General features: G+C 59.4%; 12 protein-coding genes. 9 read left to right on the plus strand and 3 right to left on the minus strand.

Going from position 1 to position 19,911, the window contains the following annotated elements; all coding sequences use genetic code 11:
• Positions 1-20 precede the first annotated feature (20 nt).
• From QOM08_RS27825 to QOM08_RS27840, 4 genes are all read left to right on the plus strand, one after another.
• Positions 21-383 carry a DUF6124 family protein gene (locus tag QOM08_RS27825; protein ID WP_310663024.1) on the plus strand — a complete coding sequence of 121 codons (363 nt, stop codon included), beginning with the start codon at positions 21-23 and terminating at the stop codon, positions 381-383.
• Positions 384-764: 381 nt separating this feature from the next.
• The gene (locus QOM08_RS27830) at positions 765-1,796 is read left to right on the plus strand and encodes a histone deacetylase family protein (protein ID WP_188251876.1); all 1,032 of its coding nucleotides are present in this window, start codon (positions 765-767) and stop codon (positions 1,794-1,796) included.
• 12 nt (positions 1,797-1,808) lie between these two features.
• Positions 1,809-2,909, plus strand: coding sequence for a polyamine ABC transporter substrate-binding protein (locus QOM08_RS27835; RefSeq protein ID WP_316912365.1), 1,101 nt, complete (start codon positions 1,809-1,811; stop codon positions 2,907-2,909).
• A gap of 152 nt (positions 2,910-3,061) precedes the next feature.
• Positions 3,062-7,663, plus strand: a complete 4,602-nt coding sequence (locus QOM08_RS27840; RefSeq protein WP_316912366.1) for a dermonecrotic toxin domain-containing protein — start codon at positions 3,062-3,064, stop codon at positions 7,661-7,663.
• A 124-nt stretch (positions 7,664-7,787) separates the two neighbouring features.
• On the opposite strand, the gene QOM08_RS27845 is transcribed toward QOM08_RS27840, so the two are convergent.
• Positions 7,788-9,338 (minus strand): PLP-dependent aminotransferase family protein, encoded by a 1,551-nt coding sequence (locus QOM08_RS27845; protein WP_316912367.1) that lies wholly within the window; start codon positions 9,336-9,338, stop codon positions 7,788-7,790.
• Between the two features lie 100 nt (positions 9,339-9,438).
• Between QOM08_RS27845 and QOM08_RS27850 the strand changes: the two genes are divergently transcribed.
• Genes QOM08_RS27850 through QOM08_RS27860 form a run of 3 tightly spaced genes read left to right on the plus strand, consistent with a single transcriptional unit; the run spans position 9,439 to position 11,211 of the window.
• Entirely contained in the window at positions 9,439-10,080 is a 642-nt protein-coding gene (locus tag QOM08_RS27850; RefSeq protein WP_316912368.1) for an FMN-binding negative transcriptional regulator, read from the plus strand.
• A 2-nt stretch (positions 10,081-10,082) separates the two neighbouring features.
• Positions 10,083-10,529 (plus strand): GNAT family N-acetyltransferase, encoded by a 447-nt coding sequence (locus QOM08_RS27855; protein WP_188251881.1) that lies wholly within the window; start codon positions 10,083-10,085, stop codon positions 10,527-10,529.
• Positions 10,530-10,539: 10 nt separating this feature from the next.
• On the plus strand, positions 10,540-11,211 hold the full coding sequence (locus QOM08_RS27860; protein ID WP_281459697.1) for a GNAT family N-acetyltransferase: 672 nt from the start codon (positions 10,540-10,542) through the stop codon (positions 11,209-11,211).
• A gap of 159 nt (positions 11,212-11,370) precedes the next feature.
• Here QOM08_RS27860 and QOM08_RS27865 read toward each other — a convergent pair whose 3' ends face one another.
• On the minus strand, positions 11,371-16,719 hold the full coding sequence (locus QOM08_RS27865; RefSeq protein WP_316912369.1) for a dermonecrotic toxin domain-containing protein: 5,349 nt from the start codon (positions 16,717-16,719) through the stop codon (positions 11,371-11,373).
• A 248-nt stretch (positions 16,720-16,967) separates the two neighbouring features.
• Entirely contained in the window at positions 16,968-17,867 is a 900-nt protein-coding gene (locus QOM08_RS27870) for a homocysteine S-methyltransferase family protein (RefSeq protein WP_047226704.1), read from the minus strand.
• Positions 17,868-17,980: 113 nt separating this feature from the next.
• On the opposite strand from QOM08_RS27870, the gene QOM08_RS27875 reads away from it, so the two are divergent.
• Both QOM08_RS27875 and QOM08_RS27880 read left to right on the plus strand, forming a co-directional pair.
• Positions 17,981-18,802 carry an ABC transporter substrate-binding protein gene (locus QOM08_RS27875; protein WP_047226703.1) on the plus strand — a complete coding sequence of 274 codons (822 nt, stop codon included), beginning with the start codon at positions 17,981-17,983 and terminating at the stop codon, positions 18,800-18,802.
• Positions 18,799-19,635 carry an amino acid ABC transporter permease gene (locus tag QOM08_RS27880; RefSeq protein WP_188251885.1) on the plus strand — a complete coding sequence of 279 codons (837 nt, stop codon included), beginning with the start codon at positions 18,799-18,801 and terminating at the stop codon, positions 19,633-19,635. The genes QOM08_RS27875 and QOM08_RS27880 overlap by 4 nt, the downstream gene beginning before the upstream one ends.
• Positions 19,636-19,911: the final 276 nt, after the last annotated feature.

The raw sequence follows: 19,911 nt of genomic DNA on the forward strand, positions 1-19,911 counted from the left end.
CACGTGAAAGGAGCTTCACTATGTTCAAGATTAAACCAAACCCAGCAGAAGCAGATCCCAACTCCCCCTACTTGGACGGTCTCAACGCAAAAAAGCTCGACGAAGCCTCCAAACGCGCATTGGACTATTACCTGGCGGCCAAACCAGCAAAACCCGCGGAAACCATCCAACCCGGCCAGCTATTCTCCGTCGTAAAAGGCCTCGACAACGAATGCCTGCTGGCCAACCTCAGCGAAACTCTGGCTTCTGCCGACGCGATGGTCAACGAGTTGGCTTTCGATCTGGAAGGCTCGCACCGCCACTTCCTCCTCGGCATCCAGCAACTGATTGAGCTGAGTTCATTGCTGGCGAACCGAGCGCTGGATAACGTCGAGCCACACTAGCCGTTACACCATCAACCCCGTGGCGAGGGAGCTTGCTCCCGCTGGGTGGCGAAGCCGCCCCAAAACAGGCTGACGCATTCTCCAGACAAATCGCATCAGCCGGTTTACGACGGCTACGCCGCCGAGCGGGAGCAAGCTCCCTCGCCACGGACCTCTTACATCCGTTAGACCAGACTGCAATGTGCCGCCGCCATCGCGAGCAAGCTCGCTCCCACAGGGGCTCCATGCCCCAACCCCGCGCGCACCCGCGCCAACAAGGGGCGATTTACGGTCAAACCTTTTGGCCATTTCGATCCCCTTTTGGCCTCTCCTGCCGTTCTCTGAAACGCCGCACGCCGCAAGACTGTGTTCAAACCGACCAGCCTTGCGGAGAACAAAAAAATGCTGACGATCTATTCAGACGATCACCACCTGCACCACGGGCGTTGCGAGTTGATGGACGGGCAATTGATGCCCTGCTTCGAGATGCCGTCCCGGGCCGATCATGTGTTGGAGCGGGTCAAGGCGCGGGGACTGGGGCCGGTGGAGGCGCCGCAGGATTTTGGCCTGGGGCCGATCCAGCGCATCCACAGCGCGGCGTATCTGGAATTTTTCAAAGGTGCTTGGGACCGCTGGGCCAAGTACAACCGCGAGGGCGATTTGTTGCCCTTCACCTGGCCGGCGCGGACCTTTCGCACGGTCATACCCACGAGCCTGCACGGCCAGTTGGGTTATTACAGTTTCGACGCCGGCGCGCCGATCACCGCCGGCACTTGGCAGGCAGCCTACAGCGCCGCGCAAGTCGCCCTCACCGCCCAGGCCGAGATCCAGCGCGGCGCCCGCAGTGCCTTTGCGCTGTGTCGCCCGCCGGGGCACCACGCCGCCGGCGACTTGATGGGCGGCTATTGCTACCTCAACAACGCCGCCATCGCCGCCCAGGCGTTTCTCGACCAGGGCCATAAGAAGGTCGCGATCCTCGATGTCGATTACCACCACGGCAACGGCACCCAGTCGATTTTCTACGAGCGCAGCGACGTGCTGTTCGCTTCGATCCACGGCCACCCGGAAGCCGAGTTTCCATTCTTCCTCGGCTACGCCGACGAGTACGGTGAAGCCGCCGGTGAGGGCTTCAACTTCAACTATCCTTTGCCGGCCGGCTCAGGCTGGGACACCTGGAGCGCCGCGCTGGAGCAGGCCTGCGGGCAAATCCAAGGCTACGACGCCGATGTCATCGTCGTGTCCCTGGGCGTGGACACCTTCAAGGACGACCCGATTTCGCAGTTCAAGCTCGACAGCCCGGATTACCTGGCGATGGGCAAGCGCATCGCCGCGCTCGGCAAACCGACCCTGTTTGTGATGGAAGGCGGCTATGCGGTAGCAGAAATCGGCATCAATGCCGTGAACGTTCTCGAAGGTTTTCAAAGCGCCCAATGAGGAAATAACAGCATGAACAGACTCAAGCGTTTGATGGTTCCCAGCCTGTGCGCCGCGCTGCTGTGCGGCGCTGCCCAGGCCGAAGAGCGCACCCTGCGTGTCTACAACTGGTTCGACTACATCACGCCCAAGGCCCTGGACGATTTCAAGGCGCAGAACAGCCAGGTCAAGCTGGTCTACGACATCTTCGACACCAACGAAGCGCTGGAGGCCAAGCTGCTGACCGGCAATTCCGGCTACGACGTGGTGGTGCCGTCCAACGTGTTCCTGGCCAAGCAGATCGAGGCCGGGGTGTTCCAACCCCTGGACCGCAGCAAACTGCCAAACTGGAACCACCTCGATCCCAAGCTGATGAAGCTGATCGAAGCCAACGACCCCGGCAACAAATTCGCCGTGCCCTACATGTACGGCACCATCCTGATCGGTTTCAATCCGGACAAAATCAAAGCTGCCCTGGGTGACAACGCGCCGGTGGACAGCTGGGACCTGATCTTCAAGGAAGAGAACATCAGCAAGCTCAAGCAGTGCGGCGTGGCGCTGCTCGACTCACCGTCGGAGATCCTGCCCCTGGCCTTGCAGCACCTGGGCCTGGACCCCAACAGCAAGAAGCCGGCGGACTACGCCAAGGCCGAAGCGCTGCTGATGAAGATCCGCCCGCACATCACCTATTTCCACTCGTCCAAGTACATGGCCGACATCGCCAACGGCGATATCTGCGTGGCGGTCGGTTACTCCGGCAGCTTCTCCCAGGCGGCCAACCGCGCCAAGGATGCCAAGAACGGCGTGACCGTGGACATGCGCCTGCCCAAGGAAGGCGCGCCAATCTGGTTCGACATGCTCGCCATCCCTAAAGGGGCGAAAAATCCGGACGACGCCTACACCTTTATCAACTACTTGCTGCAACCGGAGGTGATCGCACCGGTCAGCGATTTTGTCGGCTATCCGAACCCCAACAAGGACGCCACCGAAATGGTCGACCCGGCGATCCGCAGCAACCCCAACCTGTATCCGACCGAGGCGGCGATGGCTACGCTCTACACCTTGCAACCGTTGCCCAGGGACGCCGAGCGCGCGCGGACGCGGGCCTGGACCCGGATCAAATCCGGGCAGTAAGGCACCTGTGGCAAGGGGATTTATTCCCACCCGGGCATAGTGAGGCGGCCTATACATAGTTACCACCTTCCCTGTCTTGTACCTCCCTAGCATGGAATCCCCGAAGCATTCAGCGGCGGGGATTCCACCTATCGCAAGACAGGGAGCGTCAGATGACCAGAACCTCTACAACCACGAACACCACACCTGAAGCCAGCCTCAAGAATGCTGTGCTCAACCAGCTACTCGCAGGGCCTACCTCCCCGGAAGTTGCCGCGGTGCTCCTGCGCAGGGCCCTCAAGAAAATGTATCCGACACTGGACCTCGATCCGCTCAACACAGTCGTTGGTGAGCCTCGCTGGGACATTGTCGACGGCGAAATCCTGGAACTGCCCACCCGTTACGAAACCCTCAGCGATATGGTGGCCGAACGAGTAGGCGTGAGCGATTCGACCATGCTGATTGAAGGCGTGCACTTTTTGACTCAGCTACCGATCAGCACCCCGGAGGTGCATCTGCCGGTACGTATCGAACAGATCGGAGCCCTGATCAACGAACTGGAGCCCGTCATGTTGTCCGCCTGCCAGGAACAGCAACTGGCGTACTGGAACGCTCCAGTGGGCACATCCGGCCCACGCTGGCATGAGCTCTCCAGAACGCTGCGCAAGATCTGGGACGTCAAAGAGGTCAATGGCTGGACCGCGACCGAATGCGACATGGCCAGGCAATTGTTCCTTTACCCCAACCCGGAGGACCGCAAGCAACATGATCGCTACGACACTCACGCGTACCTGATCGACATCGATGAAGTTGACGGGACCAAAGTGAGCCGCCTGAACGAAAATTCGTTGGTGGTACTGATCGGAACCATCGCCAGTAAAGAGGTCATCCTTACGTACTCGCTGCGCGACAGCTATAAAAAATTCGATTCACAGCAGGCGCTGGGGCAATTTCTCCCGACGCAACTGGACACCACGTTCCGCAAGAAAATCCAGTGGCGGCTGTATGAGCCCACCGGCAACATCTTCGATCAAAAGGCCTGCGGCCTGATCGCCATGCAGGTCAAGATCCTCGGTTCCTCCAGCTTTCTGAAAAAAGTTGCATCCATCGAAGACGACCAGCCAGTGACCAGCGGGCTGGACGCAGAAAAAGGTCTTGGCGCGACCTGGTTCGATAAAAAGATCCCCGACTGGCTGCTGGCAGCGTCGATATCCGATCAGATTCTGTTCGCCCAGCACATGAAAAACCTTTCGGCGTTGAGCAGTTCCCATGCCGGCAAGACCTACCTGGACGATATTGCTCCTATCAAGGAGTTTGCGTTGAACGCCCTCAAGAAGCAGATGCAAGCGGACCATGCCGACGCTGCGACACTCGATCCGGAAAAAATCGAGATCCAGATTCGCAGCCTCGTGGCCTGGGGGTCTTTTATCGTTCCGGGCAAATTCGAGACCACCCGGTTCAATCTCGTTGAGCTGGCCTTGCAAAACCTGATTGCACTGCCCCTGGGCAACAAAACCGTCAGGTCCCTCACCGGCAAGGTGTTGCCCACCTGGATGACGACCGACTACATCGAAAGCCTGATCACCAAAATCGATATCGGTCGCGTCTATCCCGATCTGGTGAAGAGCAAACTGCTCGACGATCCGACCGAATCAGCCCGCCGCGAAGAGTTGTACACCTCCCAGTTGCGCATTCAACTGCCCATGCTGGCGCTGGAGGGAAAGATCCGAGGGCGTGGGAACATCGACGAACGGGGTTACCGTTATGTCGCCGCACTGATGGAGCCGGAGGAAGCCGATCGTAAGGTCGACGGACAACCCATCGTCTTGCGCAGGCTGGCCTTCATATCCCAACAGAAACTGATCCCCTCGGAAGACATCGTGACCAACATGTTCGTGATCGGTCCGAAGAATCCAGACGCCGGTCCCTGCCTGCTTTATCGACCGCTGCTTGAGCCGCAGTTGTGCCAGTACCCCTCCTCCAGCAACCTGTTGTATGCGATCAGGCAAATCCCTGAATTGCGCCAATCGGTCCTGGCCTGGCTGCCCGATGAGGTGCGCAGCAATTACAGCCGATACATTTTCTCGGGCCCGCTGCCCTCACCCTGGGTCATCGTTGAGTTTGCGACGGACCCTTTTACATCATGGCTCGATAGCGCCCCCGTCGGTTTGAGCGAAAAAACCCTGGGCCCCGATTTCCTGCCACTGTTGTTCAAGGCCAATGCCAATGCCCTGGTCGAGCTTGCAGACCGGCAATCGGTCTCCAACAGCGAAACCCGCTGGAGTACGTTCAAGCAGGCAGGCTGGCTGATTTTCAACCTGGCCCTGCCTTATCTGGGCGCTGCCGTGGGCACCGCCGTCTGGCTCTGGCAAATTCTGGATGACATTGAAACGCTGATGCAGGACAGCGAACACGCCAACGACCAAGCCACATGGGAGGCATTCGTCGACCTGCTGCTGAACCTGGCCATGGCGATCACCACCCACGCTATCGACCATGCCAGAGAAGGCATACGCAGTCGCAGGGCAGCGGCGCCGGAGGTGTTAGAGGAGCCGGTCAAGCTGGTTAAACCCAAGCTCATTATCGAAAAACTCGCGCCTTCCACCGCTAAGCAACCGCACCCCGAACACTATGAGTCCATCCATTCCAGCGGTGCCTTGACAGGCAAATCGGGAGAGGGTGCCAAGCTCCTTGAGAGTTTCAGTGTCGACGCGCCCGAAACACCAGGGCAGGCCCATACCGAAGGCATGTCCAAAGGGCTCTATCAACGCCAGGGGCGGTGGTACGCCAAAGTGGGAGAAAAATGGTTCAACGTGCTGATGGTGGGCGATAAGGTCTGCGTCGTCGACGGGAAGAATCCCTCGCGCCTGGGCCCTCCCCTGAGGCTGGATGTACACGGCAATTGGCATATCGACATCCGTCTGCGCCTGCGCGGAACGGGCTCAAAAGGTGCGATGGAAAAAGTCATCGCCGACACTCACCGCCGCAGCGTTCAACTGCTGGCCGAACTGAACCGCTTCGAAGAAAAAAAACCGGAGCACCAGGCACTGCTGACAATGAATGCACAAGAATTGAACAGCGCCTCGGGCTCCGCCAAGGAGACCAAGCGCAACGTTTACTTGAGCACCTTGAAAACCCAGCGCGAAAGCTATGAAGAAGCGCTGAACATACTGACGCAATGGCCCGTCTTCCAATCAAGACCCGACGCGCCTAAAGCCAGGCTTGGCTACCTGAACGCACAGATCAACTTCACGTTCGAAGAGATAGACGCGCTGAAAGAGCGGTTTACCCCTGCCCTGAGAACAGCCATGGACATGGCCACCACCGGCGTCGCGGTCGTGGAGCAGCAGCACGTCGATGCAGCCGAAAGCATGATCCGGGTCGGCGAGGACATGAACGAGCGCCTGGATTACATGGAGACCCGTTTTTCCAGGCTCAAGATACTGGGGCGTGAAGGTTTTGAGTTTATCCGGCAGCACCGTGGAAGAATGCCGACCTACAAGAGCGACGGTATTCGTCTTATCCAGTTGGACATGTATCGCCACCTCTGCCTGTCGCTCGACAGCATCAATACAGTGCCCGAAGGTTGGGCGGTCATTAACCAACTGGTTGATAGCGCCACGATCGCCTTCCAAAGCCTGCACGACGCCATCGAGGAACGCAGCGTGATCCGGCTGGATGAGCAAATCGATGCATTTGGCAGTCTCACGGAACAGTTCACCGCCCTTGAAGAACAACTCGAATACGTGGGCACTGAATACAAGGACAGCGCCCGGCCGGCCGAACTCAATCGGCTGAACAAGCAGATCGGCGGCCTGAAAAAACGGGCACTGCAACATTTGGCCCAGGCCCTGGATGAGAGAAGCAACCGGCGCAGCGCGGGCAACCCTTACGAGCCACGCCCCAGGTTCAGGAAGAAGTTCATCAGGGCACGCTTTTGGGGCCTTGTCAGTGGTGAGCCTCGTTTAACGAAAATGCAGGAAGAAACCGATTGGGTCGATGTGAAGAACCCGGTCACGGACAAGATCATCGCCACCTTCCACCGCAAGGGAACCGGTGAGTGGGTGCCCCATGCACTCGCCGACACGCCGCAGATCGTCCCGCCACTGGCAACCAGCCTCGCAAAGGGCCAAGCCCTGATCGATGGGCTGGAGGCGTTCCAGGCGCAGGTCGAGGAGCACATGAATGCGCCAGGCCGATCGCCCACCGGTCTCGGAATGATCCTGAACGCCCATGCAAACAGGATGGAGAAAGTCGGCATTGCAATCAAAAAGGCAGTGGACAGTGCCTCGAACGAAACCGTTGAAGTGTCAGTAAAACAAAAGCGTACCGCCGAAGCCCTGCGCATGGCACTCAAGACGCAAGCGAAGGCCCTGTACGAGGAAGCCTTCGATGCCGTACTGAATGTCATCAAACATCGCCCTCCGACCATGGATGGCGTCATTTGGCTTAAAAGCCGCAACCGTATTTCCATCACCAAACTAAAGAACCGACAAAAAAACAAAGGCCCTCTTCGCGGCTATCTCGACCGGTATGAGATCAGGGACGTGAAGGAAAACAAAACGCTTTGGTTTGCCGATTTCCGTTACTCCACCGACTGGGTCCCCGCCCACGCCTACCTTTCCGGTCGCTTGAAAACACCGGAACAAGTCAGCAAGGGAGCACGCGCCGACGCCACCCAGGATCTCACCCAGCGCCAACTGATCGATCTTTACCGCAGCGAAATTGCGGTGGATCAGGCCAGGGAAGTGTTCTTTCCAAAGCGGCCCTCATAACGGTCAGGGTCTGAATCTGTGGGAGCGGGCTTGCTCGCGAAAGCGGTGGATCAGCCAGCCGCCATGTTGGATGTGCCCACGTCTTCGCGAGCAGGCTCGCTCCCACAGGGATTGTGCCAGGCGCTCAGCCTCCTGTTCTCCAGGCCTTGGCCAGGCTCGCCAGCGCGGTGCCAATCGCTGCTGGCGGGACGGCCGCGAACCCCAGCACCAGCCCGGCTCGCACTGGCGTCGTCGTGGTGGGCAACCAATAGCCACTCAAGCCATTGATTTCGACACCGGCATGGGTCGCTCGGGCTATCAGCTCTTGCTCACGCTCGACGCTGTCCACCGGCACAGTGACGTGCAGGCCCGCCACCACCGTGGGCATGGCGCCAACCCCTGGAACCGCCTTCGGCCAGCCGGCCAGCAGCGCGTCGCGCCTGGCCAGGGCGGCCCGGCGCATACGCCTGATGTGCCGTTGGAAATGCCCGGCGGCCATGAATTCGGCCATCACCGCCTGGGTACTGACTTCAGAGTGGCGTACATCCACCGCACGACGTCGGGCGAAGGCGTCTACCAGGCCGGGTGGCAACACGAGATAACCCAGGCGCAAGGCCGGGAACGCGACTTTGCCGAACGTCCCGACATAAAGAACCCGCCCCTGGCGATCCAGTGCAGCCAGAGGCGCCAGCGGCGCACCGCTGTAGCGATACTCGCCGTCATAGTCATCCTCGACGATCCAGCCATTATTGCGCTCGGCCCAGGTCAGCAGCTCCAAGCGCCGCGCAAGGCTCATGACGACCCCGGTCGGGTACTGATGGGACGGCGTGACATAAGTCAGCCGACAGTGGTTCAACGTACCCAACGCCGCGCAATCCAGACCATCGCCATCGACGGGCACCCCTCTGACCTCGGCACCAGCGACCGAGAACGCATGCCCGGCGGCGCGATAGCCGGGGTTTTCCACAGCCACGACGTCACCCGGGTCCACCAGTAGCTGTGCACAAAGGCTAATGCCCTGCTGAGCTCCGCTGGTGATCACAATTTGTTCAGCTGTGCAGTGCAGGCCTCGGGAGCTGCGCAGATACGCTGCGATAAGACCGCGCAAGCGCGCATCACCTTGGGAATCGCCATAGCACAGTTGCTGCAGATCCGGCTTGCGCCAGAAAGCCGCGTTCAGCTTGGCCCAAACCTCGAAAGGAAACAGATCGAACGCCGGAACACCGACCCGAAATGCCCTTGGCGGACCCAGGGGTGGTTGGGGCAAATGGTGCTTTCCGACCCGTTCCAATGCACCGCTGTGGATAACTTTACTGGATGGACCCACAGGTAAATCCAGCCAATCTGTGGGTAAACCAGTGGATAAGCCTGTTGAAAACCCTGTGGATACTTTTGTGGATATGTTTTTCAGCGGCAGGGCCGTCGACGACAGTTTTGCCACATAAGTGCCGTCACCGACCCGTCCTTCGATGAAACCCTCGGCGTAGAGCTGGTCATAGGCCCGCACCACGCTATTGCGGGAAATCGCCAAGGCCGCCGCCAGATCGCGACTGGCCGGCAGACGCGTACCGCTGGCCAACCGCCCATCCAGCACCCGCATACGCAAAGCCTGGTAAAGCTGGCGACTGAGCCCCTGACGGCGGTCCAGCTCAATGCCGGCGGGGTTGAACGACAGTGGCGGCACGGCATTGTTCATGAGAGTCCTCGCAAATGGACCTATCGAATTGGTCATAAGTGGCTCTTACAACAGACCAATAGCCTGCCTAGGATGCTCGCATTCGCCAAGGAAAATCGTCATGTACAACCCACAAGCCTTTGTCGTCGAAGACCTGCCCCAACTGCATGCCATGATGGGTGATTGCCGCCTGGCTGTATTGATCACTCACGGTGAACACGGCTTGCAGGCCAGTCATTTGCCACTGTTGCTGGACCCGCAACAAGGCCCCAATGGCAGCCTCTACGGCCACATGGCCCGGGCCAATCCACAATGGCATGACCTGGAAGCCGGTGCCGAAGCATTGGTGGTTTTCGCCGGGGCCGACGCCTACGTCAGTCCCGGTTTCTATCCCAGCAAGGCCGAACACGGCAAAGTCGTGCCGACCTGGAACTATCTGGCCGTACACGCCTATGGCCGCGCAGAGGTGTTCAGCGATCCCCATCGCCTGCGTAACCTGGTGGGCGCCCTGACCGATCGTCACGAAGCCGGCCGCGCCCAGCCCTGGAAAATCGATGATGCACCGGCGCAGTACATCGACAGCATGCTCAAGGCCATCGTCGGTTTCACCCTGCCCATCCAGCGCCTGGAAGGCAAACGCAAACTCAGCCAGAACCGCAGCCCCGCGGACATCAGCGGGGTGCGCCAGGGTCTTGCCGCCAGCCTGGACCCGCAGGACCAGGCCCTCGCATACCTGATGCATGACCTATCCTCCAAGGAGTGAACATGAGCCATCCCCAGATCCGCCTCGTCAGCGCTGACGATCACGCCGCCTGGTTGCCGTTGTGGCAGGCCTACCTGCGTTTCTACAACACCGAACTGCCGCAGGCCGTGAGCCAAAGCACCTGGCAACGTCTGCTCGATGACCGCGAACCGACCCACGGCGCCCTCGCCTGGAACGGCGACACGGCGGTAGGCCTGGTGCACTTCATTTATCACCGGTCGAACTGGAGCATCGAAAACTCCTGCTACCTGCAAGACCTGCTGGTGTCAGAGCACAGCCGCGGCACCGGGGTCGGTCGCCAGCTCATCGAATTTGTCTACACCACCGCCAAGGCCGATGGTTGCTGCAAGGTGCATTGGCTGACCCACGAAACCAACGCGACGGCGATCCAGCTCTATGAGCGCATCGCCGAACGCCCGGGTTACATTCAATTTCGCAAAGCCCTGTAAGGAGCGCAGCATGTCGATTTCCCTCGCCGATTGGAAAGGCGCTCCGGCGCCGTCTACGCAGTTGCTCGAAGGGCGCTTCATCCGCCTGGAAAAACTCGATCCGGCGCGTCACGCCGACGGCCTGTGGCAAGCCCTCGAAGGGCCCGGTGCCGACCCGAAACTCTGGGATTACTTGCCCTACGGCCCGTTCAAGGATCGCAGTGCGTTCGATGCGTGGCTGGCCAATCACGCCGCCAACGTCGACCCGTATTTCTTCAGCGTGATCGACCGCGCCAGTGGCGAGGTGCAGGGCATCCTCAGCCTGATGTCGATCGTGCCAGCACAAGGCCGCATCGAGATCGGCCATGTGACCTTCGGCGCGTCGATGCAGCGCTCGCCGAAAAGCACCGAGGCGGTTTATCTGTTGGCCAAGGAATCTTTCGCTCTGGGTTATCGGCGCCTGGAGTGGAAGTGCAACAACGCCAATGCCCGTTCCAAATACGCCGCCGAGCGGCTGGGCTTCACCTTTGAAGGGGTGTTCCGCCAGCATATGGTGGTCAAGGGCCAGAACCGCGACACCGCGTGGTACTCGATGCTGGATTCGGAGTGGCCGGCGATCCGGGCAGGATTCGAGCGCTGGCTGAGTGAGGAGAACCAGAGCGCGGGTGGGCAGGTGCTTGGGTTGGTGGAGTGTCGCTCTTGAATTGTTTCGCCTGACAGTCAGCTATCGCGAGCAGGCTCGCTCCCACAGGAGCCCAGGGCGAATGCAGAATCTGTATTCGCCGCCAATCCCTTGTGGGAGCGAGCCTGCTCGCGATGGCTAGTGGGCAGTCGACACATTCGTCGCCTGCCCACCGTCAAATCACTCCGACTTGCGCTTCACCTCACCAAACTGCTTGAGCGAGTCAGGAGTTACGCCCCGTCGTGCATACTGCCAGGCCCATTGCGGGATGCTCAGATGACTTTCCAGGTACACGGCAAAATCCAGACGGCTATGCCCCAAGCGGTTAGCTGGGAAGTTAAAGTTGTAGAGATAGAGCTGGGCCCGTCGTTGGCCGATGGCGAACAGGGTCTGGATGATTCGATTCGCACGGGCTTCTTCTGCCCCCAGGCTTTCTCTTAATGCCAATCCAAATTCCAGTCCAGTACGCAGCGACCCCGGTCGTCCAAGCGCCTGCCGAATAGTCGCATCGCTAAAATGCGGCCCAATCAGGTCGAGCCAGATCTGCATGGCGTAATCGGCTCGCAGACGCATAAGGTTCCCCACTAAACCCGGGGTATTTAACAAGATGGCCACCCGGTTATTGGACGGCAACTCCCCTGGAGGGCTAAACAATTTCGCGACGGCAGGTACGTCTATGCTCTCAACGTTCTTCCGCGCCCCGCCCAGGAACTTCATGAACGCCATCAAATTAGGTCGATAAACGAGAATGTTTTGCAGGTTCTGATCATTGAACACCTGCATCCAGTCAAGGTCGATGCGTCCCGTACGCTCCAGTTCGGCATAACGGGCGTCTGCATACGCGGCAATGAGTTCAAAGCGCCTGTCGGACAGCGCCGGATTACGGATCCACCTCGCGACGTCACTCACGGACAACATGCCACCGAGGTTGTGAGCGATAACGCGGGATCTCAGGATAATGTTGGCCCGCCGCAGCAGATCAGGGAAACGCCCAAGGGCCGTTCTGAATAAATCAACGGTCCGCTCGACCATGTCGGCATACATGAACTGATCAAACAGCTCAGCATCGTCATCGACGAACTTGTCCCGAACGCGCATCAGCTGGTCTTTTACGTCATCCAGATCATTGCGATCCACGAGATGGGCACCGTCCAGCAGCGTTTCTAGCTCATCCGGGTCCAGATGATCGTGCAGCGCCTCCTCATGCCTGACATAGGCCAGGCTATTGCGGGGATGATGACCGACCAACTGCCGGGCGGTGAGCCCATACTCCAGCATGATGTGGGCCACGTCTTTGGAAACCAGCAGGTACTTGTCACCGAGCAGCCGAAGAATGTTCTGATCATCGACAGGCGGCAGCAGAATGTCCTCGAACAGTTGCTTCATGGTGACTTTTTCCTGCGCGGAAAAAGGGCCGCTGGTGCCTGCCGCCAGATTTGCCGGGGGCCGGGGCGATAACATGCGGCCGACTTCCTGCAGGATCTCAGGAGGTAACTTAGTCCCTGGTGCCGCAGTAATTGCCATACGAACAGTTCTGTTTGCATGCAGGTCCAAGTAATCCAAGGTCGGTTGGAACAAGCGCTGCGGGTTGGGCGTTCCGTAGACGATCCGGGTGAGATCGAGCATCGCCGCATTGTCCAGAAGATTGACCAGCGATGGCGCATTCTCAAAAAGCGCTTGCTGCACTCTGGAGACTGGCGGCGCCACGTATTGACTCAACTCCGGATGTAGATCGACATGATCGGCTGCCGCATCGCGCAGCCCCTGCATCGTGAACGTCTCCTGGGCCTGCCCTTCATTCAACCCAGCCGCCAAGGCCTTGAATAGGCAATCACCATCGGCATCGATATCCACCACGCGCTCACCCAAGAGCAAACTGTAATGGTCATGACCGGTTCGTCTCAAAACGACATCTGTATCTGCTCTATCCGGATGCTCGGCCACCGGATAAATCGTTTCATGTTGCCCCGGGGTAAAACGCACCGACCAGGCACGTTGTGCGGATATTTCATCAATGATCAGCAAGCTGCGGTTTTGTGGCCAGATCGCCAGGCGCGTCATGATTGACGGCACCAGGTCTATGATCCGATTGTTCCAACTGCCCGGCGTGCGTATCGAATTGGAAACAGCGGAAACCGATAGGGCAGGCTTCTTTGACGGGCCCGGTTGGGCAGGCGTCTGCGCCGGCCGTTTGCCGCCGCCCCGGCCAAAGCCCACGGCACGCCACTGCCCATCGGACATGCGCGCCACGGTGCTGCGCATCACCCCACTGGAGCGGATGTCCAGCCCCGTCATCGGGTTGACCAGGGTGGCTTCGGTTGCATCCAGCTTCGTGTGGTCATGCACACGGAACACCGTCCCGTCGGGTTGTCGCACATACACGGGGCGAGCCGTCACACTGCCGGTGGCCACATTGCTGATCGTGGCACGATAAAAGCCTCGCGCGTCCGCGGTCAGCCCACGGATCACCGAGACATCCTTCACCGCATAAGGAGCATAGATCGCCATGTCCAATGGCAACCCGGACAGCGCTTCATCCTGACTCTGGCGCGCGGTCACCGCGCGGAAAAAAGATTGGCCCCGAGAGGGCACGGTGCCTCGGGCAAGACGCGATCCGCCATGGTTCGCTACCGCATGCACAAGCGCCAGAGTCTTCAGGTTCAGCGGAATAGCCCCGGTCCTGTACACCAGCAAGCCGGTCTTGACGGCGCTCTTGAGCATCTGGAAACCCGGCGCCAGGAACATACCGGCCAACTCCATGACAACCTCGATCGCCATCTGCCCGAACCTGCCATAGGTTTGATGACGGACATCGCGGTTACTGTTGGAACGCTGATCGGCATGGGCACTGTGAAAGTTGATGTGCGCCCGGTGGAGGGCTTCAAGAAGATCGCCGGTGATCAACGAACCGCGAATCAGCGGACGCCCCCCCTGTTGCCCCAGCGTGCGTTTTATCTCGGAAGGGTTACGCGTGGAGATACGCGAACGGAAATACGCCTGCCAATCCTCCCGTGACAACAGCTCGGCAACGCCCTCGCTCAGATCGGCAAACTCGTGGAAGTCCTCGCCCTCGGGACTGTCGGGAAAATAAACCCCCACGGTGCCCTTGATATCCGGCCCTTCCTGATCGGAAAACACCAGCACACCATTGATGCTGACCGCATTGCCCATATGGGCGTGTCGGCCGCCGACGGCCATGCTTCCACCCAACATCAGACCGTACACATGCACGCTGCGCCCCATGACGGAGGCGCGGGCCTCTACCGACGGCGAGCTCAGGACAGTGTCCAGCCAGAGGGCGAGTTTCTTCGTTGATTTGGGTGGGTTGGAGGCCTTATCGACCACCATGGCCTTGAACACTGCGTCGCCCTTGAGCGAGGCCTCATAGCCTTTGAATTTCAGATTGGCCAGGTACGCTGTCTGCCAGGCCTTCTTGTAGGCCGGTTTATTCATTTGCTCCCTGAGCATGGCCTCATAACTGCCACCGGCATCGATGCTCGTCACCATCTTGGCCAGTTCGCGCCCGCTCAACGTAATGAAATAGCCGTTGGCCGGGTTGCGGATACGTTCGCCGTCGGAATCGATCAGGTAAGCGCTCAGTACCTCCCTCATTGCATTCGGGTGCTGAGACGGTCGCAGGTTATCCAATAGCAACTGGGTCAGGCTGCTGACACGGGACTGCCCCGGGTTGGCCCTCTTCCCATAGAAAAACGTAACCATGGACAGGTCCGGATCGGGGTCTATGTCCGCGTGCACGACCTTTTGCAGATATTGCCTGATCTTCTGGCGGGTGAACTGCAACAACGTCTGGATATCACTGGCTGCCGATTTATAGGCGGCTTCCAATACCAGCAGCTCCAGACCGCGATAATGCGATTTTTCCGCAGAGGTCGCCGTTTTAAAGAAATCAGGGCGATTGTCTTCAACCAGGGTTTCCTGGCGCGCAGCCAGTGGCCCGGCAAGGGACAGCATGGGCAGGTCCAGCGCATTTTCGACATTCAGGGCAAAGGCAGGCAAGGCGAGTGTTTCGTTTACAGGCGCATTCAGAAACGTTTCCAGCGCGGCACTTTGAAACCGCAGCAGGTCATCTGCGGCGATTTCAAAGGCGTGTCCAGACAATTCAGAGGCGATATCCCGAATCCTGCGTTTTTGTCCCTCATAGACAGGGCTGACCTTGTTGACCAGATCCTTGAAGGAACGGAATTTCTGGATCCCTCCTTCCAGCGAGTACAGGAACAATGCGGACTGATCGGCCCGCTTGATGGTCATTGCAGCGGGCCATTTGCGGGGCGCTGCGGCACCCATGTCGAGCATGACGGCATAAACATGGGGAATGGGCGCCCGCAACAGGCGGTTTCTGTCCGTCATGCGAGGATGGGTCGTGATGAGGTCCAGCAGGCGATCCTCATCGTTCTGCAGGTTGCGCTCACTCAGAGTCAATTGGAGGGCCGGATCCCGATCAGCCTTGTACAGATCGAACAAATACAAGAAGCGCCGGGACAGCAAAAAAGCAAGCGCCGCTTCAGCTGTGGATGGGCTTGGTGTATCGAGCCAGTCCGCTACGTACTTACCCGTGCGAAACGCAAGGAGGTCATCCTGAAACTGCCGCTTGAGACTTTCGTTGGTGGCCGGTTGAGCGACATAGAATGCCGACTCCATGATCGCTGCAGTTTTCCGATCCAATGGGCTGACAAATAGGCTGTCAGCCTCTTCCACCGTATCCGCACGACTGAAGAATCCCACGCCATCGACCGTGTAGGTGGGCCGTGTGTCCGTTGTCAGGCAGCTCAACATGACGTCGGTAAAGCGCTGCGAGGAGATCAACGCACGCTTACCCATCGAGTCGACGCTAAAGTGGTTCACGTAGCAGTGATCCGGGTCCAGGTGCTCAAACGCCGAGGCACGGAATTTCCCTTGCGCAAGCTTTGCCTTGATTCTGCCGACCAGCAGACTCTTGAGTACCGTGTCGAACGTTGGAAGCGCGGCGAGCAACCGGGCCAGCTTCACCTGATTGGCATCCAGAAGCCCCAATTGCCGGAGCTGCTCTTTTTCACGGGCGCCGAGCAGATTGCCGTGAGCATCCACCTCGGTGATGAGGGGCTGTCCAGTGCCCTGATAACCGGGCTCGATGCCGGCTCGCAATTGCTGCAGGACGTCTTGCGAGAGTGCTTTACCGTTGGCCCGCAGTGACGAAAAGTCCAGGGACATCTGACTTCGGTGGGGATAAACCCAGCCCTCTCGCGGGGACAAGGCGGAGGAGGAAGCCCGGCTTTGATGGGCTCTCAGAAAGCCTTGTGTCACGGCGTCCCGCAACGCCACCGCGGCGGTTTTGCGTTCAGCGGCCGAATCAACAGTCTCGACCTCCAGATAAGTGACCTGAACCTGCGCCTCGCCGGTGAGGCCCCATTGGGCTAACCATTGATCGGCAAATGTATGGGGTTGAAATCGGCTCCCGTTGGGTAACAGGCTGATGGGTTTCAAGCGCGCGAAAGAAGGCACGCCACGTTCATTTTCAGAGAAAACAGTCATTTCAGTGTCCGGTTGTGATCAGGGCTGGGACCCTATCGCGCCGTTCGAGCGGAAATGACATACATATGTATGGAGGGGTTAGAGGGTTCGGGGAAAAGCGTAAGTCCAAATGTCAGCAGAATCTCACGACTCCGTGGCGAAGGCGCTTGCTCGCGCTCGGTTGCGCAGCAACCGCAAGTTCTTAGGGCCGCTGCGCAGCCCAGCGCGAGCAAGCTCCCTCGCCATAGAGTTATTACGATGAACCAGGCTCAGACCAGCTTTTGCGCCAGCACCGCAATATGCTCCGGCCCAATCCCGCAGCAGCCGCCCAGATGGCTTGCCCCGCGCTTGCGCCAGTCAGCCGCCCACTGAAGGTACCCTGGTGGATCAAGGTCTTCGCGCAGCGGGTCCAACCCGTCGTTGGCCGTCGCCTCCTTCGGCTGCGGTGGGAACGCGTTGGCGTAGGCTCCAATGTGGATCTTCACCCCCAGACGCTCGAAGGTGTCCCGCGCGGCATCGATTGCTGCGCCGATCACTTCTGGTTGGCTGCAATTGAACAGCAGCGTTTCGACGCCGAGCTCGGCGGCCACTGCCGCCGCGTCCGCCACCGGCTCACCGGAACGCAGGCGCGGCACTTCATCGGTGTCTTCATCTTTCAGGGTGAATGACAGCCAGAACGGCTTGCCGTCCTTCGGCAGCCCGGCGTGGATCGCTCGCGCTTCAACCGTCGAGCTTTGGGTTTCGGCCAACCACAGGTCAACATGAGGCGCCAGGCCTGTCACCAGCGGCGCCAGCAATTCATTGGCACGGCAAGCATCGAACAAATCGGGTCGATAGGAACCGAACAACGGTGGCAGCGACCCGGCAATCCGTACTGATTTGCCTGAGGCCTGTACCGCCCGCTGCGCCAGCTCCCCAGCCAGCGCCGCCAATGCCTGGCCCTCGGCTGCAAAGCGCTCCTCTCCGATGTGAAACGGTACTACGGCGTAGCTGTTGCTGGTAATCACGTTGGCGCCGCTGGCGATGTAGGCCGCGTGTACCGCTTCGACCGCCTGCGGTGCTTCGCTCAAGGCCAACGCCGACCACTCGGGCTGTCGGAACGGGGCGCCCCGGCGTTGCAGTTCGCGGCCCATGCCGCCATCAAGGATGACTATCGTTGCTGCGCCCATATGCGATTCACTCATAAGCTTATGAAAAATACTCACTACCGGAGTCCTTCTTATAACTATTTAATACGCACCCATCGGTTAACCACAACTTATTTTTCAGCCAGGGATCTCTCGTGAAATTTCAACCGCTGCTGGCCCTCGGCCTGACTCTACTGGCCGTTTCGTCACAAGCGCTCGCTGGCGCCACGCTGGATCGCATCGAGCAGAAAAAAGAACTGGTCGGCGTGCTGATGGAAAGCTATCCGCCCTTCTCATTCCTCAACGATCAGAACCAGCTCGACGGTTTTGACGTGGATGTTGCCAAAGCGGTCGCTGAAAAACTGGGCGTGAAGCTGCGCCTGGAAACCCCCTCCTGGGACGTGATTGCCGCCGGGCGCTGGAGCGGGCGCTACGACATCTGCATCTGCTCCATGACGCCAAGCAAGGCCCGCGCCGAGGTGTTCGATTTCCCGGTTCAGTATTACGCTTCGCCAGCGGTGATCGTGGTCAACGCCAAGGACGACAGCATCCATGGCGCCAGTGACCTGAGCGGCAAGAAAGTCGGCCTCACCAGCGCCTCCAGCTACGAGAGCTACCTGAACAAGAACCTGGTGATCGAAGGCGCGGAAGACACCCGTTTGAGCTACCCCTTCGAGGACGTGCAGATCGCCCCGTACGACACCGACAACGTGGCCTTCCAGGATTTGGGGCTGGGTGCCGGGGTGCGGCTGGACGCGGTGCTGACCAATCTGGTGACTGCGCAGCCGCGCCTGAGCGAAGACAAACGCTTCAAACTGGCGGGCGAGGCGCTCTATTCCGAGCCGAACTCGGTGGCCATCGAAAAAGGCGACGCCGAGTGGAACAGCAAGGTGCGTGAAGTGTTCGCCCAGTTGAAACAGGACGGCACCTTGAGCAAGCTTTCCCAAAAATGGATCGGCGCCGACATCAGCCAATGACTTCCTTTCCATCCCCTTCTCGGCCACCGCAACCGGTGGCCGAGTCGCGCCTGAAAAAGATCTTCGGTTTTCGCACACGGTTGTACCTGACCTGGGCAACCATGCTGGTGTTGTTCGCGAGTTTTTTCCTGAGCTTCGACCTGAAATTCTCCATCATCCTGGACAAGCTGCCGAATCTGCTGGGCGTGCACCTGGCACCCAACGGCTTTCTGCAGGGCGCGGCGCTGACGCTGTTTCTATGCCTGTGTTCGATCGTCGCTTCGTCCTTGCTGGGCTTCATCACCGCCCTGGCGCGGCTGTCCAGCAGCGCGGTTGCCTTCGGCATTGCCAGTTTCTACGCGTCGTTCTTTCGCGGCACACCGCTGCTGATCCAGATTCTGCTGATCTACCTCGGGCTGCCACAACTGGGGCTGGTGCCGGGCGCGATTGCCGCCGGGATCATCGCCCTGTCGCTGAACTACGGCGCCTACCTGAGCGAAATCTTCCGCGCCGGCATCCTTGGCGTCCCCCATGGCCAGCGCGAAGCCTCCCTTGCGCTGGGCATGGGTGAAACCGTGATCTTCTGGCGCGTCACCCTGCCCCAGGCCATGCGCACCATCATTCCACCGACCACCAACCAATTCATCTCCATGCTCAAGGACTCGTCCCTGATCTCGGTGATGGGCGTCTGGGAAGTGATGTTCCTGGCGCAATCCTATGGTCGTTCCAGCTACCGCTACATCGAAATGCTCACCACGGCGGCGATCATTTACTGGTTGATGTCCATCGCGTTGGAGCTGATCCAGGCGCGGATGGAGCGGCATTATGGGAAGGCTTATCTCAAGCGCAGCTGACAGGACAGTTCCGAGGATCTTGTAGGGCGACGCTTCAGGTCATGGAAGCCAACGCGACGATCTCTGGATCGCAACACGACCGGCCTACAGATTCCATCTGCTGTGGCTTGCCCAAGGCGCGGCGTTAGCTGGCAGCGTGACCGGGGGTGGAATTTTTAAAGTGCGGACTTCTTTCAAGAGAGGCCGCACTCGATGTCTATCCAACATTTACACCCACCCCAACACCTTGCCCTGGCAATCGCCTTGGCGCTCGGCGGCGCCGATGTTTCGATGGCT

It is taken from the genome of Pseudomonas sp. P105, from assembly GCF_032614175.1.
Taxonomy (GTDB): domain Bacteria; phylum Pseudomonadota; class Gammaproteobacteria; order Pseudomonadales; family Pseudomonadaceae; genus Aquipseudomonas; species Aquipseudomonas rhizophila.

Coding starts and splice junctions, on each gene's coding strand:
- QOM08_RS27830 (WP_188251876.1), top strand. CDS start 765: ATGCTGACGATCTATTCAGACGATCACCACCTGCACCACGGGCGTTGC.
- QOM08_RS27840 (WP_316912366.1), top strand. CDS start 3,062: ATGACCAGAACCTCTACAACCACGAACACCACACCTGAAGCCAGCCTC.
- QOM08_RS27825 (WP_310663024.1), top strand. CDS start 21: ATGTTCAAGATTAAACCAAACCCAGCAGAAGCAGATCCCAACTCCCCC.
- QOM08_RS27845 (WP_316912367.1), bottom strand. CDS start 9,338: ATGAACAATGCCGTGCCGCCACTGTCGTTCAACCCCGCCGGCATTGAG.
- QOM08_RS27865 (WP_316912369.1), bottom strand. CDS start 16,719: ATGACTGTTTTCTCTGAAAATGAACGTGGCGTGCCTTCTTTCGCGCGC.
- QOM08_RS27880 (WP_188251885.1), top strand. CDS start 18,799: ATGACTTCCTTTCCATCCCCTTCTCGGCCACCGCAACCGGTGGCCGAG.
- QOM08_RS27860 (WP_281459697.1), top strand. CDS start 10,540: ATGTCGATTTCCCTCGCCGATTGGAAAGGCGCTCCGGCGCCGTCTACG.
- QOM08_RS27870 (WP_047226704.1), bottom strand. CDS start 17,867: ATGGGCGCAGCAACGATAGTCATCCTTGATGGCGGCATGGGCCGCGAA.
- QOM08_RS27850 (WP_316912368.1), top strand. CDS start 9,439: ATGTACAACCCACAAGCCTTTGTCGTCGAAGACCTGCCCCAACTGCAT.
- QOM08_RS27835 (WP_316912365.1), top strand. CDS start 1,809: ATGAACAGACTCAAGCGTTTGATGGTTCCCAGCCTGTGCGCCGCGCTG.
- QOM08_RS27855 (WP_188251881.1), top strand. CDS start 10,083: ATGAGCCATCCCCAGATCCGCCTCGTCAGCGCTGACGATCACGCCGCC.